This is a genomic window from Kitasatospora sp. NBC_01302 (assembly GCF_035976515.1).
Taxonomy (GTDB): Bacteria; Actinomycetota; Actinomycetes; order Streptomycetales; family Streptomycetaceae; genus Kitasatospora.
The window spans coordinates 7199318-7219413 of sequence record NZ_CP108404.1; the positions used below are offsets into that span (position 1 = coordinate 7199318).

Sequence of the window (20096 nt, forward strand, 5' to 3'; positions counted from 1 at the left end):
CGCACCCACGCACGCACCCATGCACGTACACACGCACGCACACACACCCGAAGACTACGAAGGAGGCGGCGTGCCTCTCGCCCTGCTCGCCCTGGCCCTGGGGGCCTTCGGCATCGGCACCACCGAGTTCGTCATCGTCGGGCTGTTGCCGCAGATCGCCGGCGACTTCTCGGTCTCGATCCCCAGCGCCGGTCTGCTCATCACCGGATACGCCCTGGGCGTCGTGGTCGGAGCGCCGTTGATGACGGCCGCCGGGGCCCGGTTGCCGCGCAAGACCATGCTGGCCGTCCTGATGGGCGTGTTCATCGTGGGCAACCTGATCTGCGCACTGGCGCCCTCCTACGGGGTGCTGATGGCGGGTCGGCTGGTGGCCGCGCTGACCCACGGCGCGTTCTTCGGCATCGGCTCGGTGGTCGCCGCCCAACTGGTGGCGCCGGAACGCAAGGCGCGGGCGATCGCCCTGATGTTCACCGGCCTGACCGTCGCCAACGTGGCCGGCGTCCCGGTCGGCACCCTGGTCGGCCAGCACTTCGGCTGGCGCGCCACGTTCTGGGGCGTCACCGCCTTCGGCCTGGTGGGCCTGCTGGGCGTCCTGGTCCTGGTTCCGGCGCTGCCGCCGGAGCCTTCCGGCGGGCTCCGCGGCGAACTGCGGGTCTTCGCGCGTCCGCAGGTGTGGCTGGCGCTGGCGATGACCACGCTCGGCTTCGGCGGGGTGTTCGCCTCCTTCACCTACCTGGCGCCGATGATGACCACGCTGGCCGGCTTCTCCGATCCGGCGGTGGCCTGGCTGCTGGTGCTGTTCGGTGTCGGCCTGTGCGTGGGCAACCTGCTGGGCGGTCGGGCGGCCGACTGGCGGTTGATGCCCAGCCTGTACGTCGTGCTGGGCTCCCTGGCGCTGGTCCTGGTGGTCTTCGTCGCCACCGCGCACGCGGAGCTGCCCGCCGCGGTCACCATCGCCGTCTTCGGTGCCGTGGGCTTCGCCACCGTCCCGCTGCTGCAGATGCGGGTGATGCAGCAGGCCGAGGGAGCGCCCGCGCTCGCCTCGGCCGCCAACATCGCCGCGTTCAACCTCGGCAACGCCATCGGCGCCTGGCTGAGCGGCCTGGCCATCGGCCACGGCCTCGGCTACACCGCGCCGAACTGGATCGGCGCGGTGCTGGCCGCCGCCGGCCTGGGCGCCGCGGCCTGCTCGGGGCTGCTGGAACGGCGGACCCGCGCTGCCGCGAGTCCCGCCGAGCAGCCCGCAGCCCCCGCCTACCACGTCGTCTGACCCCTGGGACGTTCTGCGGCATCCCCCGCAGACCTCCTGTGCACGTCACCCGTTTCCGTTCTGACGAGAGGTGAACCACCATGACTGGTGTCGACCGCCGGACCCTGATCGCCCGCGGCGCCGCCGCGGTGGGCGGTGCGGCCGTGGCCGTCGGCCTGCCCGGCGCAGCCTTCGCCGATCCGGCTCCCGCAGCCGGAGCCGCAGCCGCTCCTGCCGCCGCCGCACCACGGGGCGGGGTGACGATCCGGCCCGACGACCCCCGCTACCCACTGCTGACCACGGGCAACAACCAGCGCTTCGTCGCCCGTCCGGACTACGTGCGGATGATCCGCTCCGCCGCCGACGCCGAACAGGCGCTGAGCGAGGCCGTGCAGGCCGGCAAGCGGGTGTCGGTGCGCAGCGGCGGCCACTGCTTCGCCGACTTCACCTGCAACCCGGAGATCGAGGTCATCCTGGACCTCTCCGAGATGACCGGGGTGGACTACGACCCGCGGTTCCGCGCCTTCACCGTCGAGCCCGGCTGCCGGCTGCTGAACGTCTACGAGGCGCTGTACAAGGGCTGGGGCGTCACCATCCCCGGTGGCATCTGCTACAGCGTCGGGGCCGGCGGCCACATCGCCGGCGGCGGCTACGGGCTGCTCTCCCGGGCGCACGGCCTGGTCGCCGACCACCTGTACGCGGTGCAGGTGGTGGTCGTGGACGAGCGCGGGAAGGTGCGGACGGTGGTGGCCACCCGTGAGGCGAACGACCCCAACCGCGACCTCTGGTGGGCGCACACCGGTGGCGGTGGGGGCAACTTCGGGATCGTGACCAAGTACTGGTTCCGCTCGCCGGACGCCACCGGGACCGACCCCGGGCAGCAGTTGATCGCGCCGCCGTCCGAGGTCCTGGTCAGCGCGGTCGACATCCCCTGGGACCAGCTGACCCAGGCGAGCTTCGCCCGGCTGCTGCAGAACTTCGGTGCCTGGCACGAGAAGAACAGTGCGCCCGACTCGCCCTACCGCCACCTCAGCAGCCTGTTCAACGTCAGCTCCAAGGCCCATGGCAGCCTCGGCATGTTCACCCAGGTCGACGCCACCGTGCCCGGAGCCGGACAACTGCTGGACGACTATCTGACGGCGATCACCGCCGGCACCGGCGTCACCCCGCAGGCGCTCACCCGGCCCACCGGGGAGCTGCCCGCGATGCCGCAGCTGGCCGCGCCGCAGCGGCTGCCCTGGCTCCAGGCCACCCGCCTGGTCGGCACCAACAACCCGGTGATCACCAACCCGACCTCGCGCGGCGGGCACAAGTCCGCCTACATGCGCCGCAACTTCACCGACCAGCAGGTCGCCACCCTCTACCGGCACCTGAGCGATCCCGGCTTCACGAACCCGGACACCATGCTGGTGCTGTTCTCCTTCGGCGGCCAGGTGAACGCGGTGGCCCAGGACGCGACCGCGAACGCGCAGCGCGGTTCGGTCTTCAAGATGTGCTTCCAGACCTTCTGGGCGGACGAGAGCCAGGACGACTTCTACCTCGGCTGGCTGCGCGACCTGTACGAGGACTTCTTCGTCAGCACCGGCGGCGTGCCCAGGCCCGGCGCGGACACCCAGGGCTGCTACATCAACTATCCCGACCGGGACATGGACGATCCGCGCTACAACCGCTCGGGCGTGCCGTGGTCCACGCTCTACTACCAGGACAACTATCCCCGGCTGCAGCAGGTGAAGCGGCGCTGGGACCCGAGCGACCACTTCCGCCACTCGCTCTCCGTCAAGCTGCCCTAGCGTCTGCCCCAGCCGCCCGCCACCCGCCGCCCAGCCGGCGGCGCACCCTCGCCACCCCGAAGAGCCCCGGTCCCCGCAGCACGCGGGAACCGGGGCTCTTCGTCGTCCGCGCACGGGTGTTCAGGCAGCCCGGACAGTCGGTTGACGCTCACCGGGGCTGCCCGGAAAGCTGTTTCCCGGCCGGTTCCCCAGCGAACGGCCCCGCCGGTCGCACGTCTCGTCCCGGCGTGTCTCCGCGTCCCACCGCGCTTCCCGCCGCCGCCCCCACGGGGGTGCCCCCTGCCCGCGTTCCGCGGCCTGCGGACGGTGCTCCCGAAGCGCGACTGCCGCCCTTCCGTTCCAAGATCGAAGGAAAGAGATTCCATGCGGTCGATAGCCATCGTTCTCGGCACCCGCCCGGAAGCGATCAAGTTCGCTCCGGTGATCCGGGCTCTCAAGGACGACCCACGCTTCCTTCCCACCGTCGTGTCGACCGGGCAGCACCGCCAGATGCTGGACGAGACCCTGCAGGCCTTCGGTCTGCGGGCCGACGTCGACCTCGGGATCATGGCGCCCCGGCAGACCCTGTCCCAGGTCACCTACCGCTCGCTGGCGGGTCTGGAGGAGCTGTTCCGCACGCACCCCGCCGAGGCGGTGCTGGTGCACGGCGACACCGCCACCACGGTGGCCGGCGCGCTGGCCGCCTTCCACCACGGGATCCCGCTGGTGCACGTCGAGGCCGGCCTGCGCAGCGGCCGGCTGTCCTCCCCGTTCCCGGAGGAGGGCAACCGGCGCCTGGTCGCCCAGCTCGCTGCCCTGCACCTCGCGCCGACCCCCGGCAACCGGGTCAACCTGCTGCGCGAAGGCGTCGACCCGAGCACGGTGGTGGTCACCGGCAACACGGTGATCGACGCCCTGCGGTGGGCCGGCGGCCAGGCCCGCTCGTACGGCCACCCGGCCATCGAGGACCTGGACAGCGACCCGCGCCGGGTCGTCCTGGCCTCCGCGCACCGTCGTGACGCCTGGCCTCAACTTCCCGAGATAGCAGCGGCGTTGGCGCAGATCGCGAACGAGCCCGGGGTGCGGGTCGTGGTGCCGCTGCACCGCAACCCGGCGGTCCGCGAGGCGATGCTGGGCGGCATCGGCGGCCACCCGAACATCACCGTCGTCGACCCGCTGCCCTACCTGGGCTTCTGCAAGCTGATGCGGCGTGCCGACGTGATCGTCTCGGACAGCAGCGGCTCCCAGGAGGAGGGGCCGGCGCTGGGCAAGCCCACCCTGGTGCTCGCCGACGTCACCGAGCGCTCCGAGGCGGTGGTGGCCGGCACCGCCCGGCTGGTCGGCAAGACCACCGAGCGGATCGTGGCCGAGACGCTGCGGCTGCTGCGCAGCGAGCAGGAGTACGCGCGGATGGCGAGCGCGGCCAACCCGTACGGTGACGGCCGGGCCACCGAGCGGACCGTGGCCGCGCTCGCGCACTTCTTCGGCGAGGGGCCGGCGGTGACGCCGTTCGTCCCGGCGGTCCAGGTGGACGAACTCGCCACGGAGCTGGCCCGTTCCGCCGACTACGTCCCGGCGTGAGCGCCATGACCACCACGAACGCCATGACCACCACGAACGCCATGACCACCACGAACGCCATGATCACCACGAACGCCGTGACCGCCACGACAGCCTTGACCACCACGCCCGCCGCGGCCGCGCCCGCCCGGACCGCCAACCGCATCCGCCCGCTCGCCCTCGGCGGAGCGCAGGTCGAGGCGCTGGTGGTCCGGGACGCCGAGGACTTCCCGGTCGAGGGCCGCACGATCGTGGTCAACGCCGGGGCCCACCCGGCCCTGCTCGCCGGGACACCGCGCACCGTGATCCCGCCGCTCGCCTCCACCGTCCTGGTCGACGCCACCGTCGCCCGCGCCGAGCTGCTGGTGCTGGTGCGGGTCCGTGAGCAGCGGCCCGCCGCCGTGATCCTCGCGGAGCCCGGCTGGGCCCGGCTGGCGGACCTGCTGCCGGGCTTCCCCCGCGACACCCCGCTGTGGCGCGGCCCGCAGGACGACCTCGGTGCCGTCGAGCTGGACCCGGCGCGACTGCTCGGCGGGAGCCGGAGCACCGAGCGGCCACGGGAGTTCGGAGTCCGTGTGAACCTCTGGTTCGCGCCGGCGGGCACCGACTGCGGGCTGCACGACCGGCACCCGTTCCTGGAGGTGCACACCCAGGTCCAGGGCACCGGCCGGATGCAGACGTTCCGGGCCGAGGACCACGCCACGCTCCGCCAGGACGTCCTGATGAGCCCCGGCCACACGCACGACCCGTTCTGCGACCTCGGCCCGGACGGTGCCTTCCGCTACCCCTGGCACCAGTACCGCGCCGACACCGACAGCCTCTGGCTGGCCGTCGAGTACCACGCCCGACAGTCCTGATCCCTCGTCAATCCCTCCCAGGAGCAAGCACCATGACCGACAAGGACACCCCCGCCATCCGTGCCCCCAGATTCACCCCGGAGATCGTCGCCGACCAACTGCGGGACGGCTATTGGCTGGAGGCGCCCGACCTCGACCAGGACGGCCGCCCCGACCTGTTCGGCTACGGCCTGCGGCTCGGTGAGATCTACTGGTACCAGAACGACGGCCAGTGGACCCGCCGGCTGATCGCCGACCGGATCCCGATGCCGGTCGGTTCCGACTACGCCGACATCACCGGCAACGGCGAGCCCGACGTCATCGTCTGCTACGACCTCTACGGCCCGATCGGCACCATCCACGACGCCAACACCACGGGTGGGAAGATCGACTGGCTGGAGAACCCGGGCAGCCCGGACAAGGACGAGTCGCGCTGGCAGCGGCACTACGTCGGCCGGGCGACCGGGATGCACCGGCTGCGCGTCGGCCACTTCACCCAGACCGAGCGGCTGGAGATCATCGGCCTGCCGATCGTCGCCAAGGAGGACGTGCACGCGGTGCTGCCGGTGGTGCTCTTCACCCAGCCCGACGACGTCCGCAACGCCGCCGAGTGGCCGATGACCGTCATCGACGACACCCACTTCCGCATGATCCACGGCGCCGAGAAGAAGGCCGGCCTGATCCCGGGATCGGACCTCGACTCGCTGCTGCTCGCCTCCGACGAGGGCGTCACCTGGCTGCACTACGACACCGCGGTCGGCGAGTGGGTGCGCACCCTGATCGGCACCGGCGAGCTCACCCAGTTCCCGCAGACCGGCTTCCGGGGCAGCGGCGACCTCAACGCCGGCCGGATCGGCGACGACCCGATGGCGTACGTGGCCGCGATCGAGCCCTTCCACGGCAATACGGTGGCCGTCTACACCAAGGCCGAGGAGGGGCCGGCCGACCAGGTGCCCTGGCGCCGCGTGCTGCTCGACGTGTACGGCGACCCCAACGAGAACGGCGAGGGTCCGGGCCACCAGATCGTCTGCGCCGACTTCGACGGGGACGGCGAGGAGGAGTTCCTGGTCGCGCTGCGCGGCCCCTGGCCCTGGCAGGGCGTCATGTACTACAAGGCCGTGGACCTGGCGAACGGCGTCTGGGCCAAGTGGCGGGTCAGCGACGAGTCGGTGGCCCGGATCGCGACCGCCGACTTCAACGGCGACGGCCGGCTCGACTTCGCCACCATCGCCTACTCGGTGCAGAACTACTACGTCGCCCAGGACGCCAAGGTCATGCTCTACCGCAACGAGATCGGCACCGACTGACGCACGGCTCGGGCGGGGCGGCCACGGCAGCCGCCCCGCCCTGCCGTGGGCGCGCCCTCGGGACGCCCCCGCACGCCGTTCATGTGCCCCCTCACCTCCGACCGCCAGAAAGGCGCCCATCGCCATGCCCCGAACCGCGGTGAGCGGCCCCGACACCGGGCCGGCCCCCACCACCCGACCGCCCCTGCTCTCCCTGACCGGGTTGCGCTTCCTCGCCGCCCTGCTGGTCTTCTGCTTCCACTCCTCGCTGTTCAACTCCCCGATCCCGCCGAACGGTCCGATCAACCCGTTCGCCGACCACGGGGTCGCGAACGCGGTCGAGACGCTCTTCAGCAAGGCCGGCTACGTGGGGGTGTCGTTCTTCTTCGTGCTCAGCGGTTTCCTGCTCGCCTGGTCGCACCGGCCCGGCGGGCGGATGACCGCCTTCTGGCGGCGCCGGCTGGTGAAGATCTTCCCCAACCACCTCGCGGTCTTCGCCGTCGCGATGCTGCTCTTCGCGGGCAAGGCCGTGCACGGGGTTCTCGACTGGCTGCCGAACCTCTTCCTGGTGCACACCTTCTTCCCCCAGGCGTCCGTCAACCTCAGTGTCAGCCCGCCCAGTTGGTCGCTCGGCAGTGAGCTGCTGTTCTACCTGCTCTTCCCGCTGCTCATCGGGCCGGTGCGCCGGATCGCCGAGCGGCGGCTGTACTGGTGGGCCGCGGTGATGGTCGCCGGGACGGTCGGCGTCCAGCTGGTCACCCAGTTCCTGATCCCCGACACCCCGAAGTCGGCCATCACACCCGTCTCGGACCTCCAGTTCTGGTTCGGCTACCTCTTCCCGCCCGGCCGTCTCTTCGAGTTCGTGCTCGGCATGCTGCTCGCCCGGATCGTCGCCGCCGGCCGCTGGCCGCGCCCGCTGGGCGTGCGGGTCAGCGTGCTGCTGCTGGCCGCCGGTTACGGCGCCGCGCTGCTGGTGCCCTTCCAGTACAGCTTCGTGGTCGCCACCATCGTGCCGATCGGCGCGCTGATCAGCGCGGTGGCCGCCGCCGACCAGGCGGGCCGGCGCACCGGGCTGAACGGCCGGGTCATGGTGCGCCTGGGGGAGATCTCCTTCGGCTTCTACCTGGTGCAGGGCGTCACCATCTTCTGGCTGCGCCTGCAGTTGGGGTCCGGCTCGCACAGCGTGCCGGTCGGGCTGGGCATGCTCGCGCTGTTCCTCGCGGTCACCCTGGCCGGTGGCTGGGCGCTGTGGCGCTTCGTCGAGATGCCGGCCATGCGCCGCTTCAGCCGCGCCCGCCGGCGTTCGACGGCGGTGACACCGACGGCTGGTGCCGGAGCCGCCGCCGGAGCCGGAGCCGGTGCGGACGCTGCCGCCACCGCGCTGCCGGTCGGGTCGTCCCCGGCACCTTCCTGAGCACCGGCTCGCCGCGGCACGCAGAAGCCGGCTGCCGCCGCCCCCGTTCGGGGCGGCGGCAGCCGGCTTCGTCAGCTGTCAGCAGGCCCGCAGCACTGGGCCCGCGTCCGGCGTCGGCGCCGGTGCGCCGTCCAGCGCGAACACCTCGGCGAGCAGCTCGTAGGAGCGCAGCCGGTCCGCCGGATCCGCGGTGAGGGTGTTGACGATGAGCTCGTCCACCTGGTGCTCGGCCGCCAGCGCGGTGAGCTGCCGGTGCACCTGCTCCGGCGTCCCCGACACCAGGGCCGCACTGTTGGCCAGCGCCCGCTCGGTCTCCGCCCCCGTCCAGCGGTGGTGACGCGTGGTGTGGGCGGAGGGCAGCGGCAGGTCGTGGCCGAGGTCCTTGCGGCTGCGCCACAGCAGCATCGCCTGCGCCAGCAGCTCGGCCCTGGCCGCGGTGTCCGCGGTGACCACCCGCACGGCCAGCGCGGCCGTCGGCCGCGCCGTGCCGGCGGCCGGGCGGGTGAGGGCCGGGCCGGCGAGGGCGGCCACCTCCGCCGGCCGCGCCGCGAGGCCGTGCCGGTAGGTCTCGAACGCGGCGCGCCCGGTACGCGGGTTGAGGAAGTGCGCGAAGGCGAAGTCGCTGCCCGCTTCGCCGGCCAGCTCGGCCGAGCCGGTGCCGGCCCCCAGCAGCCACAGCCTGGGCGGCAGCACCCCGCGCGGCACCGTCGGCTCGAAGGGCTCCACCAGGCCCAGGTGGTCCCGCAGTTCGGCGAGCTGCCGGGGGAACTGGTGCGCGGGACCGCCCGCGCGGCCGATGCCCAGGTCCACCCGCCCCGGGTACAACGCGGACAGCACGCCGAAGACCTCCGCCACCTTCAGCGCGGGGTAGCGCGGCAGCAGGACCCCGCCGGTGCCGATCCGCATCCGCTCGGTGGCGCCCAGCAGCGCGGTGGCCAGGATTTCCGGGGCGGTGCCGGCGAAGCCCGGCGAACCGTGGTGCTCGGCCGTCCAGTAGCGGGTGAAGCCCAGCGGGTCGAGGGCGCGTGCCAGCTCCACCGAGGAGCGCAGCGCCAGGTCCCCGGAGGAGTGCTCGCCGACCGGCGTCTGGTCGAGGACCGACAGGCGCAGCGTCATGCCCGCTCCTCCTCGGCCGGGGCGGACGCGGCATCGGCCATGGTGGCCGGCACGATCCGGTAGTCCCGCTCGAACACCAGGTTGTGCAGGTCGGCGGCGGCGATCGCGCGCAGCGTGGGCAGCTCGGCGGCGGCCTGCTCGTCGGTGAACACGTTCAGCGGCCACTCGCCGACCGTGGCGCCGCGCACGTGCGGGTGATGGAATCCGGTGCCGTAGTGCGCGAGCAGGGTGATCGGATCGATCCCCGTCTCGCGCTGCTCGGCCCAGGACAGCCGCCAGGCGGCGTAGACGCCGCCGTCCGGTCCGCGGCGGACACCGGTCGCGGTCAGCTCGCCGCGGCCCAGCAGCAGCCGCTCGTCGAGCTCGCGCAGCGCCTGGCGGGCGTACGGGTCGAGCAGGGCGACGGCGGCCTCGAAGAGCCGCTCCTTGCCGCCGCGGGAGACGGCGTCGCCGTGGGTGCCGTCCCGCAGGTCGGCGAAGTGCCTCAGCAGGCCGTCGAGTTCGGCCGGGGACGAGGTCCGGGCAGGGAAGTTCATCGGGTCTCCGTATGGTGTCGGGCAGCCCGGGAGAGCCGGGCGCGATTGATCGGGGCTCGCGGTGCGGGGCACGGCGGAACGCGGCTCGCCGGGCGGGGCAGGGTGAAGGCGAAGCGGGGCATTGGGACGGGGCGGTGGGTCGGCGACGGGCCGGCTCAGCGGGCGCCGCGGGCGAGCCGGGCTCGCAACGCGGTGCCCAGCCAGGGCCGCAGGCCGGGTTCCTCGGCGGTCGAGGGCGGCTGCTGCCCCGGGTCCAGGAAGGCGCCGTGGAAGGTCTGCGGGAACTCCCGCAGCTCGGCCCGCACGCCCGCCGCCAGCAGGAGTTCCCGGTAGCGGCGCACGTCGTCGGCCACCGGGTCGAACTCGCCGACGGCGAGCAGGGCCGGGGCCAGGCCGCGCAGGTCGGCGGCCTCGAACGGCGTGCTGTACAGCCGGGTGCCGTCCTCGGCCACCGGGCGGCCCGGGGCACGGTAGTCCTGCCAGGCGGCGACCATCGCCTGCGGGGTGGGGAAGTTGCCCTGGTAGCGGGTGTAGGAGTCGGCGTCGCACACGGGGTCGAGCGGCGGGTAGGCGAGCACCTGCGCGGCCAGTGGCCGTGCCCGGTCGCGGCAGGCCAGGGCCGCCGCGGCGGCGAGCGTGCCGCCGGCGCTGTCGCCGCCGACCGCCACCGCGCCCGCCGCCCCGGCCTGCTCGAACGCCCAGTCCACCGCGGTCAGCACGTCCGCCAGGGCGGCCGGGTGGCGGTGGCCGGGGCTCAGCCGGTACTCGACGCTGACCACGGCGCAGCCGGAGTGCCGTGCGAGGTCGGCGGTGGCGCCGTGCCAGCCCGCCACCGAGCCGGCCCGCCAACTGCCGCCGTGCGCCCACACCAGCCAGCCCTCCGGCGGGGTCGCGGGGGTGAAGACCCGAGCCCCCACCAGGTGCCGGCCGGCCGGCAGCCGGACGCTGTGCCAGCGGACGGTGCCCGGCCGCATGTGATCGTGGATCGCCATCGCTGTACTCCTCCTGACGGCCTGTTGGGACCAACCCTGCCGTGGTCCGCCGGGCCCAGCCAGGCCCCTGCGCCGGGTAGCACCGGTGTGGCTAGCACTGCCAGGGACAGGCAGCACCGGGCCCGGCACGGCACGGAAAACGGCACGGAAAGCGGCACGGAAAGCGGCACGGAAAACGAGGGGAGCGGGACGGCCCGGTGGCCGTCCCGCTCCCCTCGGGCGCGCCGCAGGGGTCGGCGCGCGATTCCCGTCCTACCCCGCGGCGCCGCTGTGCTGCTCCTTGCGGCGGCGGAGGAAGACGGTGGTCAGGACGCCGACCAGCACCAGCAGCGCGTTCACCAGCACCGCCAGGCCCACGCCGTCCAGCACGCTGTGGGCGTTGGTGTGCGCGGTGGTCTGGGTGGCGACGATGGAGCTCATGATCGGGGTGCCCATGGTGATCCCGATCTGCTGGGTCATGGTGGCCAGGCCGGTGGCCATGCCCTGCTCGTGGTCCGGCAGACCGGAGGTGGCGGTGACCATGAACCCGACGATCACGAACATGTTGCCCACGCCGCCGATGAAGGTGGCCGGCAGCAGCAGGCCGAGCCAGGAGTGGCTCTGGCCGAGGGCGAGCAGCGAAGCGGTCGCGGCAGCCTGCAGCAGTCCGCCGATCACCAGGGTGCTGCGGGTGCTGGTGCGGGCGATCATCTTGGCGGCGGTGGATCCGCCGATGACGGTGCCCAGGCCCAGGACGCCGAAGGAGAGACCGGCGGCGAGCGCCGAGAAGTTGAGGACGTCCTGCAGGTAGAGGGTCATCAGGAAGACCAGCGAGGTCTCGGTGAGGAAGGCGATCAGGCCGGCGATGTTGCCCCAGATGACGGTGGGGCGCTTGAGGATGGAGACCGGCACCAGCGGTGCTGCGGCCCGCTTCTCGACGGCGTAGAAGGCCACCAGCAGGACGATGCCCAGGACCAGGGTGACCAGCGCGGTCGGGTTGCCCCAGCCGTGCTGACCGGCCTGGGTCAGGCCGTAGACCAGCGAGAGCAGGCCGAGGGTGACGGTCGCGGCACCGGGCAGGTCGAGCTTGGGCCGGGTCTGCGGGCGGCTCTCCTTGATCACGCTCGGCGCGATCAGCAGGACCGCCAGGGCGACCGGCACGTTGATGAAGAACGCCCAGCGCCAGGAGAGCAGGTCGGTGAGCACCCCGCCGAGGATCGCGCCGGTGGTGAAGCCGGCCGACATCAGCGCGCCGTTGAGGCCCAGCGCCTTGTCGCGCAGCGGGCCCTCGGGGAAGGAGGTGGTCAGCAGGGACAGGCCGGCCGGCGTCACGGCGGCGGTGGCCAGACCCTGGGCGACACGGGCGATCAGCAGGATGGTCGGGCTGGTGGCCAGACCGCCGGCGAGCGAGGCGGCGCCGAGCAGCGCCAGGCCCAGCAGGAACAGCCTGCGGCGGCCGAAGAGGTCGGCCACCCGGCCGAACAGGAGGGTGAAGCCGGCCGCGGACAGCGCGAACGCGGTGCCGATCCACTGCAGGTTGCCGAGCGAGAAGCCGAGGCCCTTGCCGATCACCGGCAGTGCCACGTTCAGGATGGAGAAGTCGACCGCGAGCATGAACTGGGCGACCAGCAGGACGATCAGCACCAGCAGCAGTCGCCCCGACAACCGGGATTCATCGGTCTTGGGGGCCGGCGCCGCCAGGCGCTGCTCCCGCACGTTCAGATCGTCAACCGCCGACATGGCAAGGAACCCTTCGTTCGTCGTCTTGGGTACGAGAACGAGCCTGCACTGCCGCGGCGGGGCTACCCAGACCCCTGGGAAAGGTAGCCAGCGGCTGGGTACGACTGCCGAAAGTAGCACTCGCAGGGACAGCTTGAGCCACCCGCGCGAGCCACCCCGCGGGCAGACTTGGACGCATGGAGACATCAACCGCACTGGGAGATTTCCTGCGCAACCGGCGTGCCCAACTGCGTCCGGAGGACGTGGGCCTGAACCCGCACGGCAACCGCAGGCGGGTCCCCGGGCTGCGCCGCGAGGAACTGGCCATGCTGGCCGGCGTCAGCGTGACCTACTACACCCGCCTGGAGCAGGGGCAGAGCGCCAACGCCTCGGACGGCGTGCTCGACGCCGTCGCGCGCGCGCTGCGACTGAGCCCGGACGAGCACGCGCACCTGCGCAACCTGGCCCGTCCCGAGCGGGCCGCGAAGGCGCCGGTGGTGCGTCCGGAGCGGGTGCGCGCCGCCACCCGCAACCTGATCAACGCGATGGCCCAGGTCCCCGCGGTGGTGCTCGACCGGCGCAACGACGTCCTGGCCTGGAACCCGCTGGGCCACGCCCTGCTGGCCGGCCACCTCGACCTGGACAGCCCCGACCGCCCGGCCGAGCGCCCCAACCTCACCCGGCTGCTCTTCCTCGACCCGCACACCCGGGAGCTGTACACCCACTGGGAGGAGGAGACCCGGGTCGCCCTGGCCGCCCTGCGACTGGTCGTCGGCCGCCACCCGGAGGACCAGCGACTGGCCCAGTTGGTCGGTCAACTCGCCATCCAGAGCCCGACGTTCGGGGCTCTGTGGTCGCGTCACCCGGTCCGCAACTGCACCGTGGGCACCAAGTCCTTCCACCACCCGCTGGTCGGCGAGATGGAGCTCTCCTTCGAGAGCATGCGCTTCTCGGACGAGAGCGGCCACCGCGTCCTGCTCTACAGCGCCGAGCCCGACACCGCCTCGGCCGCCGCCCTCGACCTGCTGGCCGCCACCGTCGCCGCCGGCCCGGTCCGCCACCACCCCGCCCCCGCCGAACACCGGGCCCACTCCGCCTGACCACCGCCTCACCGGCCCCACCGCACCCGGCCCCCGCACCGTCGTCCCACGGCGTTCGGGGGCCGGGTGCGGTGGGGGCGTCGTGCTCGAGGCCGGCCAGGTCGGCGGTGTCCGTCTCGACCGCCATGCGCAGGTGCGGGAGGGCGAGAAGGATGCGGAGATCCTTGCCCTGCGCCATCAGCTCCGGTCGATCTCGGCGCGCACGGTGTTGTAGTCGGCGAACGCCGCCTCGACGGCGGCGCGGGTCAGGCCGTAGCGCGCCAGGTCGTAGCTGTGCGGGCGGGTGCCCTTCGGGCGAGCGGTGATCTCGGGAAGCCGGGCCGCGGTGGCGCTCGTCCAGCGGGCGCCGATGGATTCGTAGAGTCTGGGGGCGCCGGTGGCGGGGTGGGACCCGAGCCAGGAGTAGGGGACGTCCACCAGCGCCTCGGCGGGGATCGAGGCACGGGCCGCCAGGCCCCGTGTCATGGCGCGGCTCAGTACGTCGAGCCAGGTGGCGCCGATTCCGTGCAGGTCGAGGGGGCGGACGGTGATGGCCATCCCGTGCTCGACCAGGCTGCAGAAGGACGCCACGACGGCGACCGGGTCGCGGTGCGTCCACACGATGGTGGCATCCGGGAAGACGGTGCGCAGTGCGTCGAGGTTCTCCAGGTGCATGGGTGACTTCAGCACCCATCGGCGGCGCGGGCGACCGTACTGGAGTACCTGGAAAATCTGCTTGAGGTAGCGGTAGTCGGGGATGAAGTCCCGTTCGTAGTGCCGGACCGTGTAGTTGGGGATGCGGGCCTGGGACAGTGGCATGACGGTGTGCGGGAGGGCGAAGGTGCACTCGTCGGGGCCCTCGGCGTCGAGCGGATGGATGTCGCGGAACCGCGGGGCGAAGAGGTCGATCGCGCCGACCATCCGACGCGCGGCGGTGATCGCCCTTCTGCGCTGATCGGGCGTCGGCTCCATATCGGGCGTGAGCAGTTCCCACAGCAGGGGGCAGCGGTGCTCGGCCGAGAGCGACAGGACGCTGTGGGTCAGGGTGGTGGCTGTGCGCGGCAGGCCCACCACGAACACCGGTTGCTCGATGGGCTCGCGCTCGATCGCGGGGTGCTGGGAGATCAGCCGGCGGATCCGGGCCCGGTTGCCGAGCTGTCTGCGGACGTGGGCCTGCGCGGAGGCCCAGCCGACCGGGGTGAGGCTGTCGTCCCTCGACCAGTTGCGCAGCAGCAGCCGGAAGTCGTCCGCGAACGGCTGGTCTCCGTCCGCCTGCGCGGTCGTGGCGATGAGCCGGTCGAAGGCCCGGTCGGGGTTGCGACGCGTGCCGAAGCCCGGCCGGAGCAGCAGATTGGCCAGGGTGAGGGCGATCGGGGTGGCAGACAAGGGGCGTGTTCCTTCGGCAGCGGGGTGGGAGGGGAACACGGGCCGCGTCGGATCCTGGTGCAACTGGGGCATGAGCAAGTGCGGAAGGGCGCGACGCGCCCTTCCGCGACGCGAACTTCGCTGCTCGGGGGCGCCGTTGCGCCATCCCGCGATCCGGTCCAACCTGGGACTACTGGGCAGTAACGCCGTTAGGTTAAACCCAAGTTGCGAGTACATGTCAATGGATCGGCGAGGTGAATCACTCGGAATCCCACCGTGCCCGGCAGTCGGCCGACCGTCTCTCCGGAGGCCGCTCCGGCCGCGCCCGCGCCCTCTTGGCCCCGATCGTACGATCGGGTAGCGTGCCCTCCTGGCATACGAGGAGGGCTTGTCGCCACCGATCCACCCTCACCACAGTGAACTGGCAGTGACACGGCGATGGTTCACCTCGGCTCGGTGTCGTGGCCTCGCTTGGCCGCCCCCACGACGAACCCTGATCCCTGGCGTCCGAACCCTCGCGGGCCGGACCAGGGCGACCGCAGCCTCAAGAGCGGTGCGTGCGGACGGCCGCGGTCGTCACGGCTTGGGACGGCTCGAACCGGATGGAGCGCATGCGCCAGATCTGCGGGCGGGGATTCCTCGTGCACGGCCGAAGACGTCGTGGGGGGCGGTGGCAGCGGCTCGCCGCGCCCGCGGTCCGCAGCCGGCTCGCCCACGGACCCCAAGGAAGCTTTCCCCCTTTGGAGTTGATCGTGATCACAGTCGACATCCCGGTCGTCGGGGGAGCCGCGGAGGCGGTCCCCGCGGCAGCCCGCCGCGAGCGCGGGGCCACGGTGTGGCTGACCGGGCTGCCCAGTGCCGGCAAGACCACGCTCGCCCTCGCCGTGGCCGAGCGGCTGCGGGCGGAGGGCCGTCGGGTGGAGGTGCTGGACGGGGACGAGATCCGCGAATTCCTCTCCAAGGGCCTGGGGTTCACCCGTGAGGACCGGCACACCAACGTCACCCGGATCGGCTTCGTCGCCGAGAAGCTGGCCTCGCACGGCGTCACCGTGCTCGCCCCGGTGATCGCCCCGTACGCCGACTCCCGGGCCGCGGTCCGCGAGCTGCACGTGGCCAAGGGCACCGAACTCCTGGAGATCCACGTCGCCACTCCGGTGGAGCTCTGCGCCGAGCGGGACGTCAAGGGCCTCTACGCCAAGCAGGCGGCCGGCGAGCTGACCGGCCTGACCGGGGTCGACGACCCGTACGAGGTGCCGGCCGCACCGGAGTTGCGCCTGCAGACGCAGGGCCGCTCGGTGGCCGAGTCGGCGGCGGAGCTGCACGCCTTCCTGGCCGAGAGGGGCCTGGCATGACGACCGCGCCCCACCCGCTGCCGCCGACCGCGGAGTACCCGGCGTCCGGCCCCGGACGCCCCCACCCGCTCTCCCACCTGGATGTGCTCGAAGCGGAGTCGGTGCACATCTTCCGTGAGGTGGCGGGTGAGTTCGAGCGGCCGGTGATCCTGTTCTCCGGTGGCAAGGACTCGATCGTCATGCTGCACCTGGCGTTGAAGGCCTTCGCTCCCGCGCCGGTCCCGTTCTCGCTGCTGCACGTGGACACCGGCCACAACTTCCCCGAGGTGATCGCCTACCGCGACCGCGTGGTGGCCGAACACGGCCTTCGCCTGCACGTGGCCTCGGTGCAGCGGTTCATCGACGAGGGCCGGCTGCGCGAGCGCCCCGACGGCACCCGCAACCCGCTGCAGACCGTGCCGCTGCTGGACGCCATCGAGACGGGCAGGTTCGACGCCGTCTTCGGCGGCGGGCGCCGCGACGAGGAGAAGGCCCGCGCCAAGGAACGCGTCTTCTCGCTGCGCGACGAGTTCGGCGCCTGGGACCCGCGCCGCCAACGCCCCGAACTCTGGTCGCTCTACAACGGGCGGCACGCCGTGGGCGAACACGTCCGCGTCTTCCCGCTCTCCAACTGGACCGAGCTGGACGTCTGGCAGTACATCGAGCGCGAGTCGATCGACCTGCCGGAGATCTACTACGCCCACGAGCGCGACGTCTTCGCCCGCGACGGCATGTGGCTGACCGCCGGCGACTGGGGCGGCCCCAGGGAAGGCGAAACGGTCCAGCGCCGCCTGATCCGCTACCGCACCGTGGGCGACATGTCCTGCACCGGCGCCGTCGACTCCGACGCCGCCACCATCGACCAGGTGATCACCGAGATCGCCGCCAGCCGCCTGACCGAGCGCGGAGCCACCCGGGCCGACGACAAGCTCTCCGAGGCCGCGATGGAAGACCGCAAGCGCGAAGGGTACTTCTAGAGATGGTCAGCATCACCACCGGCGACCAGCCCCCCGACGCCCAAGTCCTCGGCGCCACCTCGCTGCTGCGCTTCGCCACCGCCGGCTCCGTCGACGACGGCAAGTCCACCCTGGTCGGCCGCCTGCTCCACGACTCCAAGTCGGTGCTCACCGACCAGCTGGAAGCCGTCGAGCACGCCTCGCGCAAGCGCGGCCAGCAGGCACCGGACCTGGCGCTGCTCACCGACGGCCTGCGCGCCGAACGCGAGCAGGGCATCACCATCGACGTCGCCTACCGCTACTTCGCCACCGCCCGGCGCCGCTTCATCCTGGCCGACACCCCCGGCCACGTGCAGTACACCCGCAACATGGTCACCGGCGCCTCCACCGCCGAACTCGCCGTCGTCCTGGTCGACGCCCGCAACGGCGTCGTCGAACAGACCCGCCGCCACGCCGCCGTCGCCGCCCTGCTACGCGTCCCCCACGTCGTACTCGCCGTCAACAAGATGGACCTGGCCCACTACGCCGAACCCGTCTTCGCCGCCATCGCCGCCGAATTCACCGCCTACGCCGCCTCCCTCGGAATCGGTGACATCATCGCCATCCCGATCTCCGCACTCGCCGGCGACAACGTCGTCGAACCCTCCGCCCACATGGACTGGTACGGCGGCCCCACCCTCCTCGAACACCTGGAAACCGTCCAGACCGGCACCGACCCCGTCGCCGACCCGGCCCGCTTCCCGGTCCAGTACGTCATCCGCCCGCAGTCGGAGGAACACCACGACTACCGCGGCTACGCCGGCCAGCTGGCCTCCGGCGTGCTGCGCACCGGCGACACCGTCACCGTCCTCCCCTCCGGCCACACCACCACCATCGCCGGCATCGACGCCCTCGGCACCGAGACCGACATCGCCTGGGCCCCGCAGTCGATCACCGTGCGCCTCACCGACGACCTCGACATCTCCCGCGGCGACCTCATCGCCGCAGGCCCCACCCCTCGCCCCACCAAGGACGTCGAGGCCACCGTCTGCCACCTGCACGAGCGTCCGCTGCGCGCCGGCGACAAGGTGCTGCTCAAGCACACCACCCGCACCGTGCGCGCACTGGTCAAGGAGATCAGCTACCGGATCGACATCGACACCCTCGAACAGCTCGGCGACACCCAGGAGTTGAAGGTCAACGACATCGGCCACGTCCTCCTGCGCACCGCCGAGCCACTCGCCCTGGACCCCTACACCGACAACCGCCGGACCGGCTCGTTCCTCCTGATCGACCCGGCCGACGGCAGCACCCTGACCGCCGCCATGACCGGCGAGTCCTTCACCCGCGCGGCAGCCGATCCCGTGCCCGCCCCAGCAGAGCACCCCTCCGACGGCCCACCCCCAGCCCGTCACCCATAACGGCCGTCGCCCCACTGCCGGTCGCGCTGGACCCGTCGAGTGCGTCGCGGTAGCCGTGCCGAGCTCGATCACCCGGTCCACCAGGCTGTGCTGGTCGAGATGAATCCCAACCAGCACTTGAATGATCCCCAAGGGGTACCAGTCGGTGCCTGAGGTTCCCCCAAGGTGCGGAAGGTTACCGGACACGACCTGATGGGTCGTGAGAAGGGAGCCGCTGTCATGGCTGCACCGATGAAGTACCCGCCCGAGTTGCGGTAACGGCCCGTTGCCGCGTACCTGGCCGCCGACCATAAGCCGGTGATCCGGCAGATGGCCCGTGACCTGCACGTGCACCACGAGGCCCTGCGCAACTGGATCCGTCCAGCGCCCGTCACTGGGAAGCGTGGCGATCCTTGGCGTCGAACGCTGCCAGGGCGTGGGCTCCGGGCCATAGTGCTTGCTCCAGGGCGTGCAGGAGCTCATCCTCGAGTCCTCCCAGGGCTTCGGCGAGTTCCTCCGTTACGTCCTGGGTGATCTCCCTCGCGACGGCGTTCGTGGGAGTGCGGGGTCCGAGCTTGCTGACCGCGGCGGCCGCGCGGGTGGGGGTGAGGAGCGCCGATGCCTGGACCAGGAGCCAGGCGGGGATCCCGGCCGCGCCTTGCGATGGGGGCAGGTAGGGACGTGCGCCGTCGAAGCGTGCGTCCTCCGCGAAGGCCTTCTGCTTCACCTTCACCATTGGCCGCAGGTCGGTGCCTGCGGGATCGGCCTCCTGCCATTCGCCGGCCGGTTTGAGGATGTAGCCCTCGGCGAGGTTGTCCATCAGTTCCGGAAGCCCGAAAAGGATTGGGACTCTGGTGGGGAAGGCGCTGGGCAACTCCTGAAGCCTGTTCAGCGCGCCGTACCCGAGCGCCGGAACGCAGTTGAGCCCGGCGGGGGTTGCGGCTTCACGCAGCGCACGGTCGGAGAGCCACCACCGGCCGTCAGCCCGCTCGACCGAGGCGTCGAACGGCAGCCACTGCAGGCCCGGTGCGTACCACACGCCGGTCTGCACCGGCTCGACTCCGGCAACGACGCGAACATCCGGATGCGGGTAGCAGCCGCCTGCCAGTTCGCCGTAAACCGTCACTGCGGCAGTGTTGCCCCAGCTGCTGCGCACTGACGAGGCGAAGCGAGCTGCCGCCACCGAGAGCGCCGACCAGACCCTGCTGACGCCGAAGAAGTCGTCCAGGGCATCGTCACCCAGCAGCTCGCGCCGTTTCGCCGGACGAACTCCGGATCCGTCGCAGACCACCGCGAAGTGCGCCCCGTGCACCTTCTCCACCGCGACCCACTCCCGGCTCCCGGATCCGGCAGGCCGCTGCCTGGCAGAGACCTTGGGATAGGGCCGCCACGTGGGACTCGCGGAGGTGGTGTCGGACATGCAGGGATCATCGCCGTGCAACCCGATGACGGGCAACAGAGATTCACCGCCCCGCGCAGACTGCCCAGCAGCCCCAAAAAGCAGATGACCTGATCAAGTACCGGATCAGG

General features: G+C 72.1%; 16 protein-coding genes. 10 read left to right on the forward strand and 6 right to left on the reverse strand.

The genetic code is table 11. The features are described 5' to 3' along the window. Window positions 1–70 precede the first annotated feature (70 nt). The 6 genes from OG294_RS31585 (at window position 71) to OG294_RS31610 (ending at window position 8114) form a co-directional block, all read left to right on the forward strand. A complete protein-coding gene (locus tag OG294_RS31585; RefSeq protein ID WP_327069970.1) occupies window positions 71–1270 on the forward strand; it encodes an MFS transporter in 1200 nt (399 codons plus the stop codon). Window positions 1271–1350: 80 nt separating this feature from the next. Then, window positions 1351–3039: an FAD-dependent oxidoreductase gene (locus OG294_RS31590; protein ID WP_327069971.1), complete on the forward strand. Its 1689-nt coding sequence runs from the start codon at window positions 1351–1353 to the stop codon at window positions 3037–3039. 363 nt (window positions 3040–3402) lie between these two features. Continuing rightward, window positions 3403–4599: a non-hydrolyzing UDP-N-acetylglucosamine 2-epimerase gene (gene wecB, locus OG294_RS31595; RefSeq protein WP_327069972.1), complete on the forward strand. Its 1197-nt coding sequence runs from the start codon at window positions 3403–3405 to the stop codon at window positions 4597–4599. A gap of 5 nt (window positions 4600–4604) precedes the next feature. Further along, on the forward strand, window positions 4605–5435 hold the full coding sequence (locus OG294_RS31600) for a hypothetical protein (protein WP_327069973.1): 831 nt from the start codon (window positions 4605–4607) through the stop codon (window positions 5433–5435). A 32-nt stretch (window positions 5436–5467) separates the two neighbouring features. After that, complete coding sequence (locus tag OG294_RS31605; RefSeq protein WP_327069974.1) at window positions 5468–6721, forward strand: FG-GAP repeat domain-containing protein; 1254 nt, start codon at window positions 5468–5470, stop codon at window positions 6719–6721. Window positions 6722–6845: 124 nt separating this feature from the next. Then, window positions 6846–8114: an acyltransferase family protein gene (locus OG294_RS31610; RefSeq protein WP_327069975.1), complete on the forward strand. Its 1269-nt coding sequence runs from the start codon at window positions 6846–6848 to the stop codon at window positions 8112–8114. A gap of 78 nt (window positions 8115–8192) precedes the next feature. On the opposite strand, the gene OG294_RS31615 is transcribed toward OG294_RS31610, so the two are convergent. From OG294_RS31615 to OG294_RS31630, 4 genes are all read right to left on the reverse strand, one after another. Beyond that, window positions 8193–9230 (reverse strand): MsnO8 family LLM class oxidoreductase, encoded by a 1038-nt coding sequence (locus OG294_RS31615; protein ID WP_327069976.1) that lies wholly within the window; start codon window positions 9228–9230, stop codon window positions 8193–8195. Further along, the gene (locus tag OG294_RS31620) at window positions 9227–9766 is read right to left on the reverse strand and encodes a hypothetical protein (RefSeq protein ID WP_327069977.1); all 540 of its coding nucleotides are present in this window, start codon (window positions 9764–9766) and stop codon (window positions 9227–9229) included. The genes OG294_RS31615 and OG294_RS31620 overlap by 4 nt, the downstream gene beginning before the upstream one ends. A gap of 155 nt (window positions 9767–9921) precedes the next feature. Then, a complete protein-coding gene (locus OG294_RS31625) occupies window positions 9922–10758 on the reverse strand; it encodes an alpha/beta hydrolase fold domain-containing protein (protein ID WP_327069978.1) in 837 nt (278 codons plus the stop codon). Between the two features lie 252 nt (window positions 10759–11010). Then, window positions 11011–12477 carry an MFS transporter gene (locus OG294_RS31630; RefSeq protein WP_327069979.1) on the reverse strand — a complete coding sequence of 489 codons (1467 nt, stop codon included), beginning with the start codon at window positions 12475–12477 and terminating at the stop codon, window positions 11011–11013. Window positions 12478–12653: 176 nt separating this feature from the next. Here OG294_RS31630 and OG294_RS31635 point away from each other — a divergent pair, with 176 nt between their 5' ends. Then, window positions 12654–13556, forward strand: coding sequence for a helix-turn-helix domain-containing protein (locus OG294_RS31635; protein WP_327069980.1), 903 nt, complete (start codon window positions 12654–12656; stop codon window positions 13554–13556). 177 nt (window positions 13557–13733) lie between these two features. On the opposite strand, the gene OG294_RS31640 is transcribed toward OG294_RS31635, so the two are convergent. Next, on the reverse strand, window positions 13734–14921 hold the full coding sequence (locus OG294_RS31640; protein ID WP_327069981.1) for a sulfotransferase family protein: 1188 nt from the start codon (window positions 14919–14921) through the stop codon (window positions 13734–13736). A gap of 746 nt (window positions 14922–15667) precedes the next feature. Here OG294_RS31640 and cysC point away from each other — a divergent pair. Genes cysC through OG294_RS31655 form a run of 3 tightly spaced genes read left to right on the forward strand, consistent with a single transcriptional unit; the run spans window position 15668 to window position 18587 of the window. Beyond that, window positions 15668–16252 carry an adenylyl-sulfate kinase gene (gene cysC / locus OG294_RS31645; protein ID WP_327071737.1) on the forward strand — a complete coding sequence of 195 codons (585 nt, stop codon included), beginning with the start codon at window positions 15668–15670 and terminating at the stop codon, window positions 16250–16252. Further along, window positions 16249–17208 carry a sulfate adenylyltransferase subunit CysD gene (gene cysD, locus OG294_RS31650; protein ID WP_327069982.1) on the forward strand — a complete coding sequence of 320 codons (960 nt, stop codon included), beginning with the start codon at window positions 16249–16251 and terminating at the stop codon, window positions 17206–17208. Before cysC ends, cysD begins: the two co-directional genes overlap by 4 nt. Window positions 17209–17210: 2 nt before the next feature. Then, window positions 17211–18587, forward strand: coding sequence for a sulfate adenylyltransferase subunit 1 (locus OG294_RS31655; RefSeq protein WP_327069983.1), 1377 nt, complete (start codon window positions 17211–17213; stop codon window positions 18585–18587). Window positions 18588–18957: 370 nt separating this feature from the next. Here OG294_RS31655 and OG294_RS31660 read toward each other — a convergent pair whose 3' ends face one another. Next, entirely contained in the window at window positions 18958–19986 is a 1029-nt protein-coding gene (locus tag OG294_RS31660; protein WP_327069984.1) for an RNA ligase family protein, read from the reverse strand. Between the last annotated feature and the right edge of the window lie 110 nt (window positions 19987–20096).

Coding starts and splice junctions, on each gene's coding strand:
- OG294_RS31630 (WP_327069979.1), bottom strand. CDS start 12,477: ATGTCGGCGGTTGACGATCTGAACGTGCGGGAGCAGCGCCTGGCGGCG.
- OG294_RS31615 (WP_327069976.1), bottom strand. CDS start 9,230: ATGACGCTGCGCCTGTCGGTCCTCGACCAGACGCCGGTCGGCGAGCAC.
- OG294_RS31600 (WP_327069973.1), top strand. CDS start 4,605: ATGACCACCACGAACGCCATGACCACCACGAACGCCATGACCACCACG.
- OG294_RS31620 (WP_327069977.1), bottom strand. CDS start 9,766: ATGAACTTCCCTGCCCGGACCTCGTCCCCGGCCGAACTCGACGGCCTG.
- cysD (WP_327069982.1), top strand. CDS start 16,249: ATGACGACCGCGCCCCACCCGCTGCCGCCGACCGCGGAGTACCCGGCG.
- OG294_RS31610 (WP_327069975.1), top strand. CDS start 6,846: ATGCCCCGAACCGCGGTGAGCGGCCCCGACACCGGGCCGGCCCCCACC.
- OG294_RS31655 (WP_327069983.1), top strand. CDS start 17,211: ATGGTCAGCATCACCACCGGCGACCAGCCCCCCGACGCCCAAGTCCTC.
- wecB (WP_327069972.1), top strand. CDS start 3,403: ATGCGGTCGATAGCCATCGTTCTCGGCACCCGCCCGGAAGCGATCAAG.
- OG294_RS31590 (WP_327069971.1), top strand. CDS start 1,351: ATGACTGGTGTCGACCGCCGGACCCTGATCGCCCGCGGCGCCGCCGCG.
- OG294_RS31605 (WP_327069974.1), top strand. CDS start 5,468: ATGACCGACAAGGACACCCCCGCCATCCGTGCCCCCAGATTCACCCCG.
- OG294_RS31625 (WP_327069978.1), bottom strand. CDS start 10,758: ATGGCGATCCACGATCACATGCGGCCGGGCACCGTCCGCTGGCACAGC.
- OG294_RS31635 (WP_327069980.1), top strand. CDS start 12,654: ATGGAGACATCAACCGCACTGGGAGATTTCCTGCGCAACCGGCGTGCC.
- OG294_RS31660 (WP_327069984.1), bottom strand. CDS start 19,986: ATGTCCGACACCACCTCCGCGAGTCCCACGTGGCGGCCCTATCCCAAG.